A 16,935-nucleotide genomic window follows, 5' to 3' on the forward strand; every position below is an offset into this window, starting at 1 on the left:
CGACCCTGTATACCCGGTTTGCACCTCGGCTGAAACCGAGGTCCGGGTCATATCACTGCGCGTGACGGTGGGCCTTCTCCTCCAGCCGACGCAGCGCCTCGGCGACGATCTCGTCCGGCGTGCCGTCGATCGGGACCCGCACGCCGTCCTCGTCCGGTTCCAGCGGCTCGAGCGTGTCGAGCTGCGAGCGCAGCAGGCTGGACGGCATGAAGTGGCCCTTCCGTGCCGCCATGCGCTCGGCCAGCAGCTCCGGGTCGCCGTCGAGATGGACGAACGTCACGCCGCCGGCGGCCTCGCGGAGGACGTCGCGGTAGACCCGGCGCAGCGCGGAACACGTCACGACGGCGCCGCGACCCTGCTCGGCCTGCCCGGTGAGCCAGTCACGCACAGTGGCCAGCCACGGACGGCGATCGGCGTCGGTGAGCGGCGTACCGGCCGACATCTTGGCGACGTTGGCCGGCGGGTGCATGTCGTCGGCCTCGGCGAACGGCCGGCCGAGCCGGTCCGCGAGCCGCGTCGCGACGGTCGTCTTGCCCGAGCCGGACACACCCATGACGACGAGGTGGGGCGGGAGGGTCACGCGGTCCAGCATCACACGCCCTGGCCGCCGGCGTCGGCCGCGTCCAGACTGGGGCCATGACCGACTCCGCGCCGGTGCGCGAGCTGCGGCTCGTCGTCACCGTCCCCGACCATGACGCCGCCGTCCGCTTCTACCGCGACGTGCTGGGCCTGCCCGAGCTGGCCGACTACTCCTCACCCGACGGCCGGGTGATCCTGCTCGGCGCCGGCCGGGCCACCATCGAGATCGTCGACCAGGCCCAGGCCGAGTTCATCGACCGCGTCGAGGTCGGCCGCCGGGTGGCCGGGCAGATCCGGGTCGCCCTGGAGGTGGACGACGCCGCGAGGACGACGCGGCAGCTGGCCGACGGCGGCGCCGAGGTGCTCGCCGAACCCACCCGCACGCCGTGGGACTCCCTCAACGCCCGCCTCGACGCCCCCGGCGGACTGCAGCTCACCCTCTTCACCGAACTCGGCGACTGACTCCGCTGGAGTCCTGCTCCTTCGAGCGGGCGTAGTGGCGGCGGGCCTTGGCGCGGTTGCCGCACAGCTCCATCGAGTGCCACTTGCGGGCGTTGGCGCGGCTGTGGTCGACGAGGAAGTGCTGGCAGTCGGCGTCGGCGCAGGGCCGGATGCGCGACCCCTCGGGCCCCTGCAGCGCGGCCCACTCCTCGATGGCCCGCACCCCCACCCGGCGCCCGGCCGGGACGTCGTCCTCCCACGCCAGCCCGTCGCCGGTCAGCCGGGCCCGCCGCTGCATGACGTCGACCCACGGCGCCAGCGCGTCGATCGCCGCCTCGCCGCGGATGACGGCGGCCAGCACGGGACGCACGGCGCGAGCGTCGGCGATCTCGGCGCGGGTTCCGGCCGCGCCGCGCGACCGCAGCCACTCGCGGGCGTCGCCGTCGGAGCCCAGCTCGTCGCGCGGCCCGTCGGGATAGACGATGCGCGAGTTCACCAGGTCGAGCAGCAGGTCCATACCCCCCATTCTAACCCCACCGCCAATCTTGACAGGTTGGAATACCCGTGCTTCGATCGCTCTTATAACCTCCACAGTCAGTCGAACCAGTTAGAGGAGCGGAGCGTCATGCCGTACATCACCGTCGGAACCGAGAACTCCACGACCATCGACCTGTACTACGAGGACCACGGCACGGGGCAGCCGGTCGTGCTGATCCACGGCTACCCGCTCGACGGGCACTCGTGGGAGAAGCAGTCGGCGGCGCTGCTGGACGCCGGCTACCGCGTCATCACCTACGACCGCCGCGGCTTCGGCCGGTCCAGCCAGCCGACCACCGGGTACGACTACGACACCTTCGCCGCCGACCTCAAGACCGTCCTCGACACCCTCGACCTGCGTGACGTCGTGCTGGCCGGGTTCTCGATGGGCACCGGCGAGGTGGGCCGCTACCTCGGCACGTACGGCAGTGAGCGGGTCGCCAAGGCCGCCTTCCTCGCGTCGTTGGAGCCGTTCCTCCTGCAGACCGACGACAACCCGACCGGCGTGCCGGCCGAGGTGTTCGCCGGCATCGAGCAGGCCGCGAAGACCGACCGCTACGCATGGTTCGACCAGTTCTACGCCGACTTCTACAACCTCGACGAGAACCTCGGCAGCCGCATCGGCGAGGCCGCCGTCCGGGCCAGCTGGACCGTCGCCGCCGGCGCCTCCTGGTACGCCTCGTCCGCCGTCGTGCAGAGCTGGCTGACCGACTTCCGCGCCGACATCGAGAAGATCGACGTCCCGGCGCTGATCCTGCACGGGACGGCCGACCGCATCCTCCCGATCGACGCGACGGCCCGCGAGTTCGCCAAGCGGCTCCCGGACGCCGACTACGTCGAGATCGAGGGCGCTCCGCACGGCCTGCTCTGGACGCATGCGGAGCAGGTGACCGAGGCGCTGCTCGCCTTCCTCCGCAAGTGAGCCACTGAGCTCGGCGTCGAGGGCGAGTTGCTACGGCCATGGCAGTAGTGACTCGCCCTCGACGCACGATCCGCTCCGTCACTCAGGCAGCCACCGGCTCGGCCACTTCAGGCCGAGCCCTACGTCCCGATGCGCCGCGGCCGAGCACGAGCCGCCAGGCGATCGCCAGCAGGACAACGGCGATGCCGAGCAGGATCGCGGTCTCGATCAGCTGGAACTGCCAGAACCTGTCGTCGGGCTGGTAGCGGACCGACGGGAACCCCTCGCCGGGGCCGATGGTGATGCCGTCGATGGGCCAGCCGTGCGCGATGCGGTCCGGGTCGTCCGACGTCAGCGGCTCGCGATACCGGGGACGGAGCCCGAACTCGACCGGTATCCGGACGGCCAGGTAGGCGGGGATGACGACGGCCGCCGCCACGAGCACGCGACGGACGACCACGCCGGCCAGAACGCCGATCGCCACCCCCAGCAGCACGTAGCCGGGGAACACCAGCACGGCGTGGTTGAACGTCCCGCTCGTGAATCGCTGGATGTACACGGGTTCGAACCACCAGCTCAGGCCGGCGGCGAACACCACCGACGCGACCAGGACGAAGCCGAACACCACGACGAGCTTGGTGGCGAGCCAGCGGGTCCGGGTCACACTCTGGGTCCAGGCCAGCTGCCAGGTGCCCTGCTCGAACTCGCGGGCCGGCAGCGGGGCCCCGAGGAGCATGCCCGCGACCATCGGCAGGAACGGCAGCCAGGAGGTGAACTGCTGCGGCAGGCCCGCGTAGTCGTCCTCGAAGGCCATCACCTGGTCGATGCACGCCTGATCGGTGTCGGCGAGAAAGACCAGCTGGCACTCTCGCAGCCCCAGACGCTCGTAGGCGTCGTGCATGGCCACACCGTGCGTGAGCAACAGCACGCCGAGGCCGGCCAGCAGGATCGCCGCACCGAGGAACTCGCCGCGGTGCTGGCGCCACGCCACCCAGATCATGCGCTCATTTCCAGTTCGCTCGGGGCGGGCCGGGGTTCCCGGGCCCGCCGCAGATAGGCGAGGACGAGCTCCTCCAGACCGATCGGACGTGCCGCCCACCCGGGCATCGGCTCGGCGCGCCCGATCCGGGCGACGATGTGGGCATGCCTGTCGGACCGGTCGACGTGGATCACGCCCGGGCCGTCGGGCAGGCCCGTGCTCGGACCGGTGAGCACGCGGTGAGCGCCGAGCAGGGAGTCGACGTCCCCTACGAGCTGCACACGGCCGCCGGCGACCACCACCAGGTGGTCGCAGACGCGCTCCAGCTCGGCGACGTTGTGCGACGAGAGCAGCACCGTGAGGCCCTCGTCGGCCACCGTGGCCATCAGGACCTGCAGGAACTCGCGCCGGGCCAGCGGGTCGAGACTGGCCACCGGCTCGTCGAGGATCAGCAGCCGGGGTCGCTTGGCCAGGGCGAGCGCCAGAGCGACCTGGGCCTGCTGGCCGCCGGAGAGCCGGCCCGTGCGCTGCCGCAGCGGGATGCCGAGCTCGTCGATGCGCCGCTCGGCGAGGTCCTGGTCCCAGGCCGGGTTGAGCGAACGGCCCAGGTGCAGCAGGTCGGACACCCGGAACCGCCGGTAGACGGGGTGGTCCTGAGCCACGAACCCCAGCTGCGCCAAGGCCTGCGGCGACTCGGCCGGTGCCAGCCGGCCGAAGAGCGAGACCGACCCGGCCGACGGCCGCTGCAGCCCGGCGACCAGCTGCAACAGCGTGGTCTTCCCCGCGCCGTTCGGCCCGACCAGGGCGATCACGGCCCCGGTCGGCAGCTCGAGGTCACAGTCCCGGAGCGCCCAGGTCGACCGGTACCGCTTGCCCAGTCCGCGGGTGACGAGCGCCGCGCTCACGCCACACCCTCCTCGGCCAGGTCCCGCCGCACCACGGCCAGCAGCGCACCGACCGCTTCCTCGTCGAGTCCGGCGGCCTCGGCCTCGCGCAGCCACCGCTCCAGGCCTCGGCGCAGCTTCGCGTACTGCGCCGGCGGCACCGTGACGGCGGGAGCTCGCGCGACGAACGTCCCCACCCCGGGCCGGGGATCGACCAGGCCCTCGTGCTCGAGCTGGCGATAGGCCTTCGACACGGTGTTGGGGTTGATCGCGAGCTGCTCGACCGCCTCTCTGATCAGCGGCAGCCGGTCTCCCTCCCTGAGGTAGCCCACCATGACCGCCTGCCGCACCTGATGAACCAGCTGCAGGTACGGCGGAACCCCGGAGGTGCTGTCGAGCTGGAATACGAACACGAGACGGCCTCCTCTGCTTTCCTATGGAACTAGTAAAGCAGGGGTAGCAGGTGCCGTCAACGAACCGGCATCGGGAGGCTGGGCGTCAGGCGGCAACCGGCGGAGTCAGATGTTCGAACTGACGGAATAGCTTTCCTGGTGTCGGGCAGGTGCCGGGTGGGCGTCGCTCATGAGGTCATGGCGCTTGTCGGCGGTTGTTCGTGTGGCGTGCTGAGGTCATCCAGTTGCTGCCGGGGTCGGATGGCGGTCAGGCCGAGGAGGGTCGGGATCGGTTCCTCGCCGTCGTCTTCGGCGGTCTCGTGCAGGATGAGCCCTGCCCCGGTCAGGGCGTTCAGCAAGGCAGGCAGGGGGACGTTGACCACGCCGACGCGGGAGCGGATCCCGTCTCCGAGGAGCGGGTGTTCCTCGATGCGTTCGTGGCGGCGGTAGCCGGGATGGACGATGCAGGACCCGTGGGTGTCGCGTTCGACGAAGGCGCCGCCGAAGCAGGGGTGGCTGGTGATGACGACGAGGCGGCCGCCGGGGCGGAGTACTCGGTGGGCTTCGGCGAACACTGGTGGCAGGTCGTCGAAGTCGGTGGTCGTCATGATCGTGGCGACAGCGTCCACGGATTGGTCTGCAAGCGGGAGATCTTCGGCGTTGGCGACTGTTGCGGTGATGCCGGTTCGGCGGGCGAGGTCGACCTGCCGGGCGGAGATGTCAACACCGGTCACGCGCCAACCCAGGCCGGTCAGCGCTGGGACGTGTGCGCCGCCGCCGCAGCCGAGATCAAGGCAGAGACGGTCCGCTCCTGGGCCTAGTAGTCGTTCCAGAAGGCGGTCTGCTGAGCGGGCGAACGGTTGCCCCATTCCGCTGGTGACGTAGGTGTCGTACCAGTCGGCGAATTCGTCATAGCGCTGTCCCATGGCCTCACTTGAGCAGAGGTCGTGGCCCTGTGCCAATGCAATTCGGGGCTGGTGCGTGTGTCTGTCGCGTTGCTCGTCTATCGGCGGCGGCCGGCTCGGCGTGCTGCGGGGTAGGTGGTCCAGTTGTTGCCGGCGAGTTCGGCCCAGCGGACGGCGGCGCCGGTGCTGATGCCGATGAGGCTGGCGAACACGGCGGGTGGGGTGGTGGCGGCGAGGTGTCGCAGCGCGGTGTTGCGGCTGGTCCGGGTGGTGATGCCGAGCTGTTGTAGTCGTCGGATCAGGGAGGCCGGGTGAATGTGCTCGCCTGCCTTCTTGCCGGGGAACAGCCAGCGGTGGTCGGCGAGGACCTGGGCGGTCCCGAACGGCTTGGCCAGGGGCAGCGCGGTGATGAGGGTGTCGAGCGGGGCGATCAGCAGGAGGGGTTCGGGGCCGAGGCGCAGGTAGGTTCTGCCGGCCTGGTCGGTGGTGATGTCGTCGGTGGTGAGCGCGGCGATCTTCGCGGCGGGTTGGGCGTAGAGCAGCAGCAGGCAGGCCGCGGCTCGGTCCTCGATGCTGGCGCTGCCGGGGTCGTGGAGCATCCGCCGGACGGTGGCCCAGCGCTCGTCCTCGGCGTTGAAGGCGCCGGGACTCGTGGGCGGTGGTGGGTCGGGGAGAGCGACTGCGGTGAGGTGGCCGTCGCGTTGCAGCCACCGGATGAACGAGGCGCGCCGGGTGCCGGTGGCCAGCCAGGTGTCCAGGGTCGGCTGGGTGCACGCGAGGGTGCTCTGGCCGTGGGCGTTGAGGTGGTCGAGGAACTGCCGGGCGGCGCGGATGTCGCCGCGGCAGCGGTCGGCGACGTTGGCCGACAGGTGTCCGTGCCGGTCGGGTGTGGCTCTGCCGATGACGTGCCAGCGGGCGTATCGGGCCAGCAGGGCCCGATCTGCCGGGTCGGCGATGTCGGCGAGCAGGCCGGTGGTGAAGCGCTCGAGCCGGGCCAGGTGCTCGTCGCGGGGCGGCAGCGCGCCGGTGGCGACCAGGACCGAACGCAGGTAGGTGATGCTGAAGCCGCGGCCGCGTTCGTCGAGTGCGTCGTGGGTGAGCTCGATCCGGCCCTGCGCGATGCCGGCAAGCAGGGCCAGGCTGGCGGTGCGGGTCAGGTTCGACAGGATCGAGCGTGGCCGGTCACGGTCGGCGATCGCGTCGCGGACCGGCTTGAGCGGTGCCGGGATCACGCCGCTGGCGTCGGTGAGGATGGTGTCGATCTTCGCGGTGGCGTCGCAGCGGAAGCACATCGGTTGCCCGTGGTTCGTGGTCCGGCGTCCTGGTTCGGTGCGGCCGCAGACCGAGCAGTCGATGACCGGCCACTGGTGGCAGGTCGGGCAGACGTCGGGGGCGCTGGCGGTGGCCTTCACCGAGACGCGGCGGGTGCGGCCGCAGATGCCGCACTCGCGCCGCGGGTTGGTGTAGCAGCCGGCGCACAGGTTCACCGAGTGTCCGCCTCGCCCGCCCGCGCGTGCATGGAGAGGGGCGAGCTGTCCGCACTGGTCGCAGACCTGTTCACCGACGCGGCGCCGGGTGTAGCAGGTGCTGCAGATAGCGCCGCCGTCGCCGTCGCGGGCGTTGACCCGCCGGTCACGGCCGCAGATCACGCAGATCTCGGTGGGGGTGCGGCGGGCGCGGCAGGCCCGGCAGTAGCGCCGCTGGTCGATCACGCTGCGCTTGAGCGTCCGGGTGCGGCCGCAGCCGTCGCATTCGCCCTGGTGGGTGTTGGCCTGGCAGCGCGGGCAGACCGGGGCGCCGTCGGCGGTGCGGGCGTTGACGCGGCGGTCGCGCCCGCAGACCGAGCAGGTGGCGGTGTGTGACCGGTTGTAGCAGTCCTGGCAGATCCGCTGGCCGGCGTGGGTGTGGAACAGCGTCTTCGGGCGATGACACAGCGCGCATGACGGGCTGGTCAGCCCGGTGATCCCGGCGGAGATCGCGGCGTAAAGGAAGTCGGCCACGACCTTGGGCATCCTCGAGCCGCCGGCGGTCAGCACCGCCGGGTCGGCCACGATGAGGCCCATGAGGCGCAGCTGCATCGACCAGCCCGGCGCGATCTGCGCTGCCACCGCCTCGACCCGTTCGGTCGTCACCGACGCATCCAGCCCGGCGATGAGCGCGGTGAGGGCGGCGAGCCGGTCCACGTGCTGCCGCTCGCGCCGCTGGGCGAGCAGCCGCTTGCTGGCGCATCGACACATCAGCACGCCCGGCGTGCGGCCGCTGCGTGGCCGGTCGCACTCCGGGCACGGTCGCGCCGACGGTCTCGGCATCGCTGGGACCCCGTGCCGGCGGTCAGGACTCGTCGGTCGCGGTGACGGTGGCCCGCCTGGGCCGATTCTTGCTGGCTGCCCTCGGCGCGGGAGCCGCCTCTGCCGCAGTCTTGCGGCGACGGGTCGACGTGGCCACGACGTAGGGCTCGATCAGGTCGTTCGGCGTGCAGGCGAAGATGTCACACAACGCCGACAGCAGCCGCATGTTCAGCCGTTCCGGTTCGCCGGTGACGATCCGATAGACCTGGGTCGAGGTCATCACCACCCCCCGATCGGCCAGCAGCGGCACCAGATCAGTGGTGTTGTGCATGCCGTGCTCGGACATCAGCGTGCGCAGATGCCAGTGGTAGGCGACCGTCGTCGTCATCCTTGCTGTCCTTCCGATCCGTCCGCCGACGCCGACGCGGGTGCCGTGAATGCTTGGTCCAGCGCGCGGCGCAGCACGCTGTTGCGGTAGTCGCCGGACACGCCGGTGTAGAGGGCGGTGGTCGAGCCCCACCGGTGCCCGACCTGCTGCTGCACGAACAACGGGTCGAACCCGTCCTCGATCAGATGCGTCACATAGGAGTGCCGCAGGCAGTGCGGATGCAGCACCGGGTCCAGGCCGAGCGCGTCACGATACTCGGCGAACCGGGAACCGATGTAGCTCCCGCTGACCCGGCTCTGGCGTTCGGTGGGCCACAACATCGCATCGTCGGCGACCTTGAACCGGGGCAGCACGTCGTCGACGTACTCCGCCAGCACCGGCCCGGTCCAGTCGAACACGGTCACCACCGCCCTGCGTCGTGGCTGTGACCCGCGCGTGGCCTTGCCCCAGCGCACGTTACAGACCCCGAAGGCGCCGAACTCCGGCACGGCAGCGTTGCGGGTGAAGTCATGCAGATCGAGCATCGCCACCTCGCGCCGCCGCAGACCGTAGGCATAGATGACCTTGAACAGGGTCGCGTCGCGGAACAACGCCGTCCAGCCCTTCCGCTTGGACGTCCGGGCGAAGTCCACCCGGTCGTCGGCATGGTCGAACAACGCCTGCACCTCCATCCGGGTCAACGGCCGCACGCTCGGGCGGGCCTCGTGGTCGCTGACATGGATCGCGGTGTTCCACTCGTGGCAGACCTGGACCGGGTGCGTCCCGAACGCCTCCAGGCACGCCTCGGCCCAGCCGTAGCGGGAATCGGTCAGATACGAGCAGAACAACGCCACCGCGTTCTGGTAGCCGCGGATCGACGACGGCGCCTTCGGCCGCGGCCCGGACAGCAGCTGCGCGGTCCACTCCTCCACATCCGTCGCGGTCCACTCCCACGGCAGCGTCGCGCAGAACTCGGCGAACCGTCGCACCGCGCCTTCGCGGGCGCGGATCGTCACCGGCGACAGCAGCCGGCTCGACTGCTGCCCCGCCCACCCGGCGAGCATGTCGTCGAACATCTGCTCCGCCGGCCGCAGCACCGCCACGTTCGCCGGCCGCAACGAGACCACCGACCCCGGCACCGACTCATCTCTCGAACCCACCCGGCGACCGTACATTAGATGTAAGAATCATGCTCTAGATGTAAGCAGATTGACGAACGGGCTGATCAGAGCTGCGCATCTCAGCCATGAGGGGTCTCGACAGGGCGGCAGGTCACCACGATCCACGCCTACATCAGACGTAAGAATCGTACATCCGATGCAATAATTGCTAATTGCGTTCGAACCCGAGGTGGACGTGGTCGCGGTGCAGGTCGTCGGCGAAGTGCTTGCCGCCGGGGCCGTCCGGGTCGACCGGGCCGCCGATCTCGTCGCTGCCGGTCGCGCGGACCGCGGCGAGGAAGTCGAGCAGGAACGGCTCGTCCTTGTCCATCGACACCACCGGGCGGCCGTCGACCGCCCAGATGTCGACGGCGCGGCCGCGGGTGTGGTTGCTGGTGCGGTCGCTGCCGAAGACGGTCTCGGGGTGGCCGCTGCTGAACACCGACACCGCCAGCTCGTAGGTCGCGGACAGCTCCAGCAGCGCGGCGAGGACGCGCGCGTCGACGATGCCGGCGGCGAGGTCGGCGACGGCGGCCTCCGGCAGCTGGACCCGCCCGCTCGCGGCGAGGTCGGCGGCCGGCCCGGTCAGCCTGGCGGCCGCGTCGGGCACCGGCGCGACGGGGTGCAGCTCGGTGACCGTCCACGCGCTGCCCGCGCGCTGCAGCCGGACGTCCGCCGTCACCACCCGCTCCCGCAGCGCCGCGCCGTCGGCCCAGGTCTGCCGCACGACGGCCATGACACTCGCCGTGCTGCGCTCCAGCCCGCCGTACTGCGGGTACACGATTTGCGCGACGGCGGGCCCGGCGGGCGGCAGCAGCGGGCCGGCGGTGCGCTCGAGGACCGGCTGCGCCCCGGCGGCGGTCAGCCGGTCGGCCGCGGGGGTGACGGCGACACCGTCAGGCACCGTCCCGAGCGCCTCCAGCACCCGGACCGCGGCCAGCTTGACCTCCGGCGAGATCTCGTTGCCGCCCGGCTGCCAGGGCGACGACGCCGGCAGGTCCGCCACCGGTGACGGGGGCTCCGGTGGTGGACCCGCCGGCTGCTTGGGGTTCGGCCGGGCAGGGGGCGTGCGGACGGCGCGAGCGTCCGGTACGCCCGCGCCGCCGGCTCCGCAGGCCGCCGCGAAGGCGGCCACGGCCGCGAGGAGCAAGCCGCGGCGGCCGACGCCGCGACCGCTCATCGAGCCCGCACGAACCGCGGATCGATTCGGTACGTGTGGACCTGGTCGCCGTCGCGGTCGACATGGTCGCCGACCCGCCGCCAGCCGGCCCGTTCGTAGAACCCGGCCGCGCCGCGGGCGCCGGCCTTCGTGACCAGCTCGACGCGGTCGACGCCGGCCGCGGCGACCTTGGCGAGGAACGCCTCGGTCAGCGCGGTGCCGATCGAGCGCCCACGCCGGTCCGGCGCCACGACGATCGCCTCGAGCACGGCGATCGAGCCGAAGCCCGCCTCGGGCACGTCGCCCGGTGCGGCCACGCGGGCCGGCGCGGCGCCCCGTCCGAGCAGCCGCCGCGCGTAGCGCAGCCCGCGGGTGCGGACGAACCCGGCGGCGACCACCGGCCGGGTGAGCAGCGCCCGCAAGCCGGCCAGCGCGAGCTCGCGGCGCCGGTGGCCGATCATCCAGGCGACGTTGGCCGGCCGGTCGGTGCTGCCCAGCGTGAACCCGACGACCTCGCCCTCGACCTTCGCGACCAGCACGATTCCATACTCCGAGTCCAGGTGGGCACGGTGCCAGCGGCGGACGAACGCCTCGCCGAGCCGCGGGAACAACCCGTGCGGCAGCTCCGTCACGTGCAACGCCGCCGTCGTGCGCAGGTCGTCCTCGCTCGCGGGCAGGACCTCGATCTCGCCTTCAGTGCTCATTATCAGCCTCTCTGCGACCGAACTGCGCAACCGGCTCCTCTTTCCTTGGTAGACGCCGCTTCGCGCGACTTTGTTGTCATGAGGGCGCGACCGCTGAGAACCATGGTTCGGCGCCAATCTCAGAGGAACCTCAGAGCACCCGTGCGACCATCGGGACATGAACGACGACCAGGACTGTTCGTTGCTGCTGGTCGAGGACGACGCCAAGCTGGCGGCGCTGCTGGACCGGTTGTTCACCGGCGAGGGCTACGCCGTCGACGTCGCGCGCGACGGTCAGTCCGGGCTGCACCGCGCGCTCACCAGCCGGTACGCCGTCATGGTCATCGACCGCGGGCTGCCCGCCATCGAGGGCGTCGACCTCGTGCGCAAGCTGCGTGCGCAGGGCGTCGCGACGCCGATCCTGATCCTGACCGCCCGCGGCACCACCGACGACCGCGTCGAGGGTCTGGACGCCGGCGCCGAGGACTACGTCGTCAAACCGTTCGAGATCGACGAGCTGCTGGCCCGGCTGCGCGCGCTGCTGCGCCGGCACACCGACACGTCGACCCGGCTCGAGCTCGGCGAGCGCTACCTCGACGTCACAGCGCGGCGGGTGCTCGGCGGCGCCGCCGGGCCGATCGAGCTGTCCGGCCGCGAGAACCAGCTGCTGCAGCTGTTCGCCGCGCACCCGTCCCAGGTGTTCACCCGCGACGAGCTGCGCCGGCAGGTGTTCCAGGACGCGGACAGCCCCGGCGCCGTGGACACCTACGTCTACTATCTGCGCAGGAAACTCGGCCGTGACGTCATCCGCACCGTCCACGGCCTCGGCTACCGGATGGGATCTGCTTGAGCTGGCGCCCAGGCGGCTCACAGCGCCGCCGTACACCGTCCTCGCCGGCCGACCGGCGGCTGCTGCGACGGGCGTCGATCGTCGTCGCCGTGCAGACGGGCGTCGCCGTCGCGCTGGTCATCGGCGTGATCATCGCGCTGGTCTACTCGATCAGCGGGCAGGAGCGGGTCTCCGCCACCGCGGCCAAGCTGGAGACGAAGGTCACCGAGCACGCGGCGCCCGGCGAGACGATCGTCGAAGGCGCGCCGGCGAGCTGCCCCGAGAACGAGATCCGCGCCGCCGTCGACGAGCTGCCGCCGGGCACCCAGCGGTTCGAGGTGTGCGACACCCCGTTCCTCTCCTACATCGAGGGGAGCGGCGACGACCGGGTGGCCGCGGTGACGGACTTCACCGAGCAGGAGGAGGAGACCGAGCGACTGGCGCAGCTGTCCATCGTGGTGGGCGTCGTCGGCGCGCTGGCCGCGGCCGGACTGGGCTGGCTGGTGGCGCGGCGCGCCGTCCGCCCGCTCGGTGACGCGCTGACGTCGCAGCGCCGGTTCGTCGCGGAGGCCAGCCACGAGCTGCGCACCCCGCTGGCGATCCTGCACACCCGCGCCCAGCTGCTGCAGCGCCGGCCCACCGCCGACGACGACCAGCGGCAGGAGCTCGACCAGCTGGTCGACGACGCCCGGGTGCTCAACGACATCGTCAACGATCTGCTGCTGTCCGCGGAGATGCAGTTCCGGCCCGAGGCGCGCCAGCCGGTCGACCTCGCCCGCGTGGCGACGGAGGTCAAGGACTCGTTCTCCGCGACCGCCGACGAGGCCGGCGTCGACCTCGTCGTCGACAGCGTCCCGACCGACCACCACGTCGTCACCGGCGTGCCGAGCGCGCTGCGCCGCGCCGTCGCCGCCCTGGTCGACAACGCGATGGACCATGTCGCCCGCGGCGGCACCATCACCCTCGGGCTGTCCGCGTCCGACGGCACCGTCCGCATCAGCGTCATCGACGACGGCGACGGCCTCGACCCCGAGCTGGCGGCGCAGCTGACCCAGCGGTTCCACCGCGGTCCCGACGCCAACGGCAACGGCCACCACCCGCGGCTCGGCCTCGGGCTGGCGCTCGTCGACGAGATCGTGCACGCCCACGACGGCACCCTCGCCATCGACGGCCGCCCGGGCGACGGCGCCACCGTCACCCTCGCGTTTCCCGCGGCGCCATGAAGCCGTCATGTCCGATGCGCGGGCCTTGCGTAGCCTCATGCGGTCGGCACCTATATGTTCGGGCTACTGCTGGAACCAGGTTCCCGATGGAGCCGTTGTCGCAGTGACGACGTCACATCTCTGACGCATCGGCCGTCCCGGCCGCGATCACCAGAAGGGTGCCCCCTTGATGACCACGGCTACGTCTGACGCCACAGCGTCCCCAGCCTCGCCCCGCGAACGACATGTCAGCGTGTACGCGGAGCTGTCGAAGCTCATCCAGGGGGCCGGGCTGCTGGAGCGCCGGTACACGTTCTACTGGTCATTGATGCTCGGCACCGTCGCCGCGTTCGCCGCCATCTGGGTCGGCTTCGCCATGCTCGGCGACTCCTGGTACCAGCTGCTGCTGGCCGCCGCGCTCGCCGTCGTGCTGGCCCAGTTCGGCTTCATCGGCCACGAGGGCGCGCACCGGCAGATCTTCGCCTCGCACCGCTGGAACGAGTGGACCGGCCGCGTCATCTCCGGCCTGTTCGCCGGGCTCAGCTACAGCTGGTGGATGCGCAAGCACACCCGCCACCACCTCAACCCGAACAAGGAGGGCGCCGACCCCGACATCGGGCCGGGCGTCCTCGCGTTCTCGCCCGCGGCACTGGCCGTCCGCGGACCGGTCGGGCTGTGGTTCGCGCGGCGGCAGGGCTGGTTCTTCTTCCCGCTGCTGCTGCTCGAAGGCCTCGCGCTGCACGCGCACAGCATCCAGAACATCGCCCGGCGCGAGCGGCTCGAGCACCGCTGGGTCGAGATCCTGTTCGTCACCGTGCGTCTCGGCGGCTACCTCGCCGCGCTGTTCATCGTCCTGCCGCCCGGCAAGGCCATCGCGTTCTTCGCCGTGCAGATGGGCCTGTTCGGCCTGCTCCTCGGCGGCGCCTTCGCACCCAACCACAAGGGCATGCCGATCGTCCCGGCCTCCATGAAGGTCGACTTCCTGCGCCGTCAGGTGCTGATGTCGCGCAACATCAGCGGCGGACCGGTCACCGACCTCGCCATGGGCGGCCTCAACTACCAGATCGAGCACCACCTGTTCCCCAGCATGCCGCGGCCCAACCTGCGCCGGGCACAGCCGATCGTGCGCGAGTTCTGCGAACGCCACGGCGTGGCGTACACCGAGACGTCGCTGGTGGGGTCCTATCGCATCGTGGTCCAGTACCTCAACGACGTCGGGCTGAAGGCGCGCGACCCGTTCCAGTGTCCGCTCACGGCGCAGTACCGCACATAGCTACGCCCAGTGGTTGTCGTGCCGCAGGTAGAACGCGGCACGCTCCTCCTCGTTCAGCTCCAGCCCCTTGGACACCGCGGCCAGCGTCTCGAAGTAGTCCTCGCGCGGCGCGCCCGGCGTGAACATCAGCAGCATCGACGCCGGCTCGCCGAGGACGTTCTTGAAGCCGTGCACGCCGCCCGGCGGGACGTGCAGGAAGTCGCCGACGCCGGCCTCGATCCACTCGGTCCCGTTGTAGAGACTGACCGCGCCGGTGAGCACGTAGAACGACTCGGTGATGGTGCGGTGGAAGTGCGGGCCGGGGCCGGACTCGCCCGGGCCGAACGTCCAGCGGTAGAGGCCGAAGTCGCCGCCGGTCGACGCACCGGTGGCCAGGTAGTCGACCGTCACGCCGGAGGCGTAGGTCACCTCCGGCGCGGCGTCGGCGCGCCGCAATGCGACGTTGGCCTCGCCGTTCTCACCCTCGTAGCGGACGGGCGGATAGGGCGGGAAACTCATGTCGCTCCTCCGGTCTCGACGCGCCCGCAGTTGGTCGCCGGGCCCTGATAAGGCACACTAGGCAACGACGGGGCGTGAGTACACGCCCCCGAGGTCGAGTGCGACGCGCCGATGACGGCGCAGGTTCCCCCTTCCAGATGAGCGGGCGGCCCCATCGTGACCGGCCACTCCCTCCAACGTCCTGGAAGGACGTCCGTGCCCATCGACACCCGCACGTCGCGGGGTGACGGCGCTCGCCGCCGCCCCCGCAACCGCCGCCGCCCGGCGGCAGTCACCACCACCAGCCACCCGCAGGTCGCGGCGGAGACCGCATACGCGTCCGCGCCTTCGGCCGCCGTCGCCGACGACCGCTCCTTCGCCGAGCTCGGCGTCCCCGCCGCCATCGTCGCCGCCCTGGCCGCCGAAGGCGTCACCGCCCCGTTCCCCGTCCAGGCCGCGACGCTCCCCGACACCCTCGCCGGGCGCGACGTGCTCGGCCGCGGCCAGACGGGGTCCGGCAAGACCATCGCGTTCGCCGTCCCGACCATCGCCCGGCTGGTCGACTCGCGGGTCGCGCGCCAGGCTCGCCGGCCGCGCTCGCTGGTCCTCGTGCCGACCCGCGAACTGGCCAACCAGGTCGCCGCCACCATCGCACCGCTCGCCGCCGCCACGGGTCTGCGCATCACCACCGTCTTCGGCGGTGTCGGGCAAGGCCCCCAGGTCAAGGCGCTGAAGAACGGCGTCGACGTGCTCATCGCCTGCCCCGGCCGGCTCGAGGACCTCATCGCCCAAGGCCACTGCGACCTCGGCGCCGTCGAGGTCACCGTCCTCGACGAGGCCGACCACATGGCCGACCTCGGCTTCCTGCCCGCGGTCCGGCGGCTGCTCGACACCACGCCGCGGCGTGGCCAGCGGCTGCTGTTCTCGGCCACGCTCGACAACGGCGTCGACACGCTCGTGCGCCGCTACCTGACCGACCCGGTCATGCACTCGACCGCGCCGGCCGTGGCCCACGTCTCCGCCATGGCCCACCACGTCATGGCGGTCGAGACGACCGAGAAGGCGCTGGTCGTGCGCGAGCTCGCCGCCGGACTCGGGCGCACGCTGCTGTTCGCCCGCACCAAGCACGGGGCGAAGAAGCTGGCGAAGGCGCTCACCGCCGCCGGCATCCCCGCGGTCGACCTGCACGGCAACCTCAGCCAGGGCGCACGGCAGCGCAACCTCGCCGCGTTCTCGGCCGGGACGTCGCGCGTACTCGTGGCCACCGACATCGCCGCCCGCGGCATCCACGTCGACGACATCAACCTGGTCGTCCACGTCGACCCGCCGGCCGAGCACAAGGCGTACCTGCACCGCTCCGGCCGCACCGCCCGGGCCGGCGCCGAGGGCGTCGTCGTCACCGTCATGACCCCCGACCAGACCGCCGACGTCCGCACCCTGACCCGGCAGGCCGGCATCAAGCCGACCATCACCCGGGTCACGGCCGGCCACCCCGCCATCGAGGAGCTCACCGGCCCGAAGGCGCCCGTCGTCACCCCGCCGCCGGCCCAGGCCGCTGCGGCCACCCGGCGTGGCGGCAGCTCGGACGCCGACGGCGCCCGCCCGGACGGTGGCCGACGCCGCCGTGGGCGCGGCGGCGCTTCCGGCAGGTCCGCGGGAGCGACCGGCGGCTCCGGCCGCGGCGGCCGCGCGAACGGCGAGCCCACGACGCGAGGCAACGGCCGCACGGGCAGCTCCGGTCGCACGGGCGGCTCCGGCCGCACCGGCGGCGGTTCGGGCCGGACGGGCGGCTCCGGCCGTGAGCGGTCCAGCTCCACGACCGCCGGCTCCTTCTCCGCCTCGCTCCGCCGCCGCTGACCCCCGCCCGCCCGAGTTGATC

Annotated in this window: 18 protein-coding genes; 6 read left to right on the top strand and 12 right to left on the bottom strand. The window is 71.9% G+C overall.

Annotation, left to right across the window (positions count from 1 at the left end):
• Window positions 1-52: 52 nt before the first annotated feature.
• Window positions 53-592 (bottom strand): gluconokinase, encoded by a 540-nt coding sequence (locus tag BLV05_RS02870; RefSeq protein ID WP_046766767.1) that lies wholly within the window; start codon window positions 590-592, stop codon window positions 53-55.
• 44 nt (window positions 593-636) lie between these two features.
• Here BLV05_RS02870 and BLV05_RS02875 point away from each other — a divergent pair, with 44 nt between their 5' ends.
• Window positions 637-1,041, top strand: a complete 405-nt coding sequence (locus BLV05_RS02875; RefSeq protein ID WP_046766542.1) for a VOC family protein — start codon at window positions 637-639, stop codon at window positions 1,039-1,041.
• On the opposite strand, the gene BLV05_RS37480 is transcribed toward BLV05_RS02875, so the two are convergent.
• Complete coding sequence (locus BLV05_RS37480; RefSeq protein WP_046766541.1) at window positions 1,022-1,537, bottom strand: CGNR zinc finger domain-containing protein; 516 nt, start codon at window positions 1,535-1,537, stop codon at window positions 1,022-1,024. The genes BLV05_RS02875 and BLV05_RS37480 overlap by 20 nt on opposite strands.
• 108 nt (window positions 1,538-1,645) lie before the next feature.
• Here BLV05_RS37480 and BLV05_RS02885 point away from each other — a divergent pair, with 108 nt between their 5' ends.
• The gene (locus tag BLV05_RS02885; RefSeq protein WP_046766540.1) at window positions 1,646-2,479 is read left to right on the top strand and encodes an alpha/beta fold hydrolase; all 834 of its coding nucleotides are present in this window, start codon (window positions 1,646-1,648) and stop codon (window positions 2,477-2,479) included.
• Between the two features lie 82 nt (window positions 2,480-2,561).
• Here BLV05_RS02885 and BLV05_RS02890 read toward each other — a convergent pair whose 3' ends face one another.
• The 9 genes from BLV05_RS02890 to BLV05_RS02930 all read right to left on the bottom strand — a co-directional run bounded on the left by BLV05_RS02890 (window position 2,562) and on the right by BLV05_RS02930 (window position 11,296).
• Window positions 2,562-3,458: an ABC transporter permease subunit gene (locus BLV05_RS02890; RefSeq protein ID WP_052762033.1), complete on the bottom strand. Its 897-nt coding sequence runs from the start codon at window positions 3,456-3,458 to the stop codon at window positions 2,562-2,564.
• Window positions 3,455-4,342 carry an ABC transporter ATP-binding protein gene (locus BLV05_RS02895; protein WP_046766539.1) on the bottom strand — a complete coding sequence of 296 codons (888 nt, stop codon included), beginning with the start codon at window positions 4,340-4,342 and terminating at the stop codon, window positions 3,455-3,457. Before BLV05_RS02895 ends, BLV05_RS02890 begins: the two co-directional genes overlap by 4 nt.
• Entirely contained in the window at window positions 4,339-4,734 is a 396-nt protein-coding gene (locus BLV05_RS02900; RefSeq protein ID WP_046766538.1) for a GntR family transcriptional regulator, read from the bottom strand. The genes BLV05_RS02895 and BLV05_RS02900 overlap by 4 nt, the downstream gene beginning before the upstream one ends.
• A gap of 167 nt (window positions 4,735-4,901) precedes the next feature.
• Entirely contained in the window at window positions 4,902-5,639 is a 738-nt protein-coding gene (locus tag BLV05_RS02905) for a class I SAM-dependent methyltransferase (RefSeq protein WP_046766537.1), read from the bottom strand.
• A gap of 77 nt (window positions 5,640-5,716) precedes the next feature.
• A complete protein-coding gene (locus tag BLV05_RS36840) occupies window positions 5,717-7,927 on the bottom strand; it encodes a hypothetical protein (protein ID WP_197683515.1) in 2,211 nt (736 codons plus the stop codon).
• 22 nt (window positions 7,928-7,949) lie between these two features.
• Window positions 7,950-8,294 carry a helix-turn-helix domain-containing protein gene (locus BLV05_RS02915; protein WP_046766536.1) on the bottom strand — a complete coding sequence of 115 codons (345 nt, stop codon included), beginning with the start codon at window positions 8,292-8,294 and terminating at the stop codon, window positions 7,950-7,952.
• Window positions 8,291-9,433, bottom strand: a complete 1,143-nt coding sequence (locus BLV05_RS02920) for a tyrosine-type recombinase/integrase (RefSeq protein ID WP_152690523.1) — start codon at window positions 9,431-9,433, stop codon at window positions 8,291-8,293. The genes BLV05_RS02915 and BLV05_RS02920 overlap by 4 nt, the downstream gene beginning before the upstream one ends.
• 169 nt (window positions 9,434-9,602) lie before the next feature.
• A complete protein-coding gene (locus BLV05_RS02925) occupies window positions 9,603-10,613 on the bottom strand; it encodes a hypothetical protein (protein WP_046766534.1) in 1,011 nt (336 codons plus the stop codon).
• The gene (locus tag BLV05_RS02930; protein ID WP_046766533.1) at window positions 10,610-11,296 is read right to left on the bottom strand and encodes a GNAT family N-acetyltransferase; all 687 of its coding nucleotides are present in this window, start codon (window positions 11,294-11,296) and stop codon (window positions 10,610-10,612) included. Before BLV05_RS02930 ends, BLV05_RS02925 begins: the two co-directional genes overlap by 4 nt.
• Window positions 11,297-11,453: 157 nt before the next feature.
• Here BLV05_RS02930 and BLV05_RS02935 point away from each other — a divergent pair, with 157 nt between their 5' ends.
• The 3 genes from BLV05_RS02935 to BLV05_RS02945 all read left to right on the top strand — a co-directional run bounded on the left by BLV05_RS02935 (window position 11,454) and on the right by BLV05_RS02945 (window position 14,579).
• Window positions 11,454-12,125, top strand: a complete 672-nt coding sequence (locus BLV05_RS02935; protein ID WP_046766532.1) for a response regulator transcription factor — start codon at window positions 11,454-11,456, stop codon at window positions 12,123-12,125.
• The gene (locus BLV05_RS02940; protein ID WP_052762032.1) at window positions 12,122-13,327 is read left to right on the top strand and encodes a sensor histidine kinase; all 1,206 of its coding nucleotides are present in this window, start codon (window positions 12,122-12,124) and stop codon (window positions 13,325-13,327) included. The genes BLV05_RS02935 and BLV05_RS02940 overlap by 4 nt, the downstream gene beginning before the upstream one ends.
• A gap of 169 nt (window positions 13,328-13,496) precedes the next feature.
• A complete protein-coding gene (locus tag BLV05_RS02945; RefSeq protein ID WP_046766531.1) occupies window positions 13,497-14,579 on the top strand; it encodes a fatty acid desaturase family protein in 1,083 nt (360 codons plus the stop codon).
• Here the strand turns inward: BLV05_RS02945 and BLV05_RS02950 are convergent, their stop codons facing one another.
• Window positions 14,580-15,077, bottom strand: coding sequence for a cupin domain-containing protein (locus tag BLV05_RS02950; RefSeq protein WP_046766530.1), 498 nt, complete (start codon window positions 15,075-15,077; stop codon window positions 14,580-14,582).
• Window positions 15,078-15,272: 195 nt separating this feature from the next.
• On the opposite strand from BLV05_RS02950, the gene BLV05_RS02955 reads away from it, so the two are divergent.
• Window positions 15,273-16,913: a DEAD/DEAH box helicase gene (locus BLV05_RS02955; RefSeq protein ID WP_231948726.1), complete on the top strand. Its 1,641-nt coding sequence runs from the start codon at window positions 15,273-15,275 to the stop codon at window positions 16,911-16,913.
• The last annotated feature ends 22 nt before the right edge of the window (window positions 16,914-16,935 follow it).

This window comes from Jiangella alkaliphila, from assembly GCF_900105925.1.
Classification (GTDB): Bacteria; Actinomycetota; Actinomycetes; order Jiangellales; family Jiangellaceae; genus Jiangella; species Jiangella alkaliphila.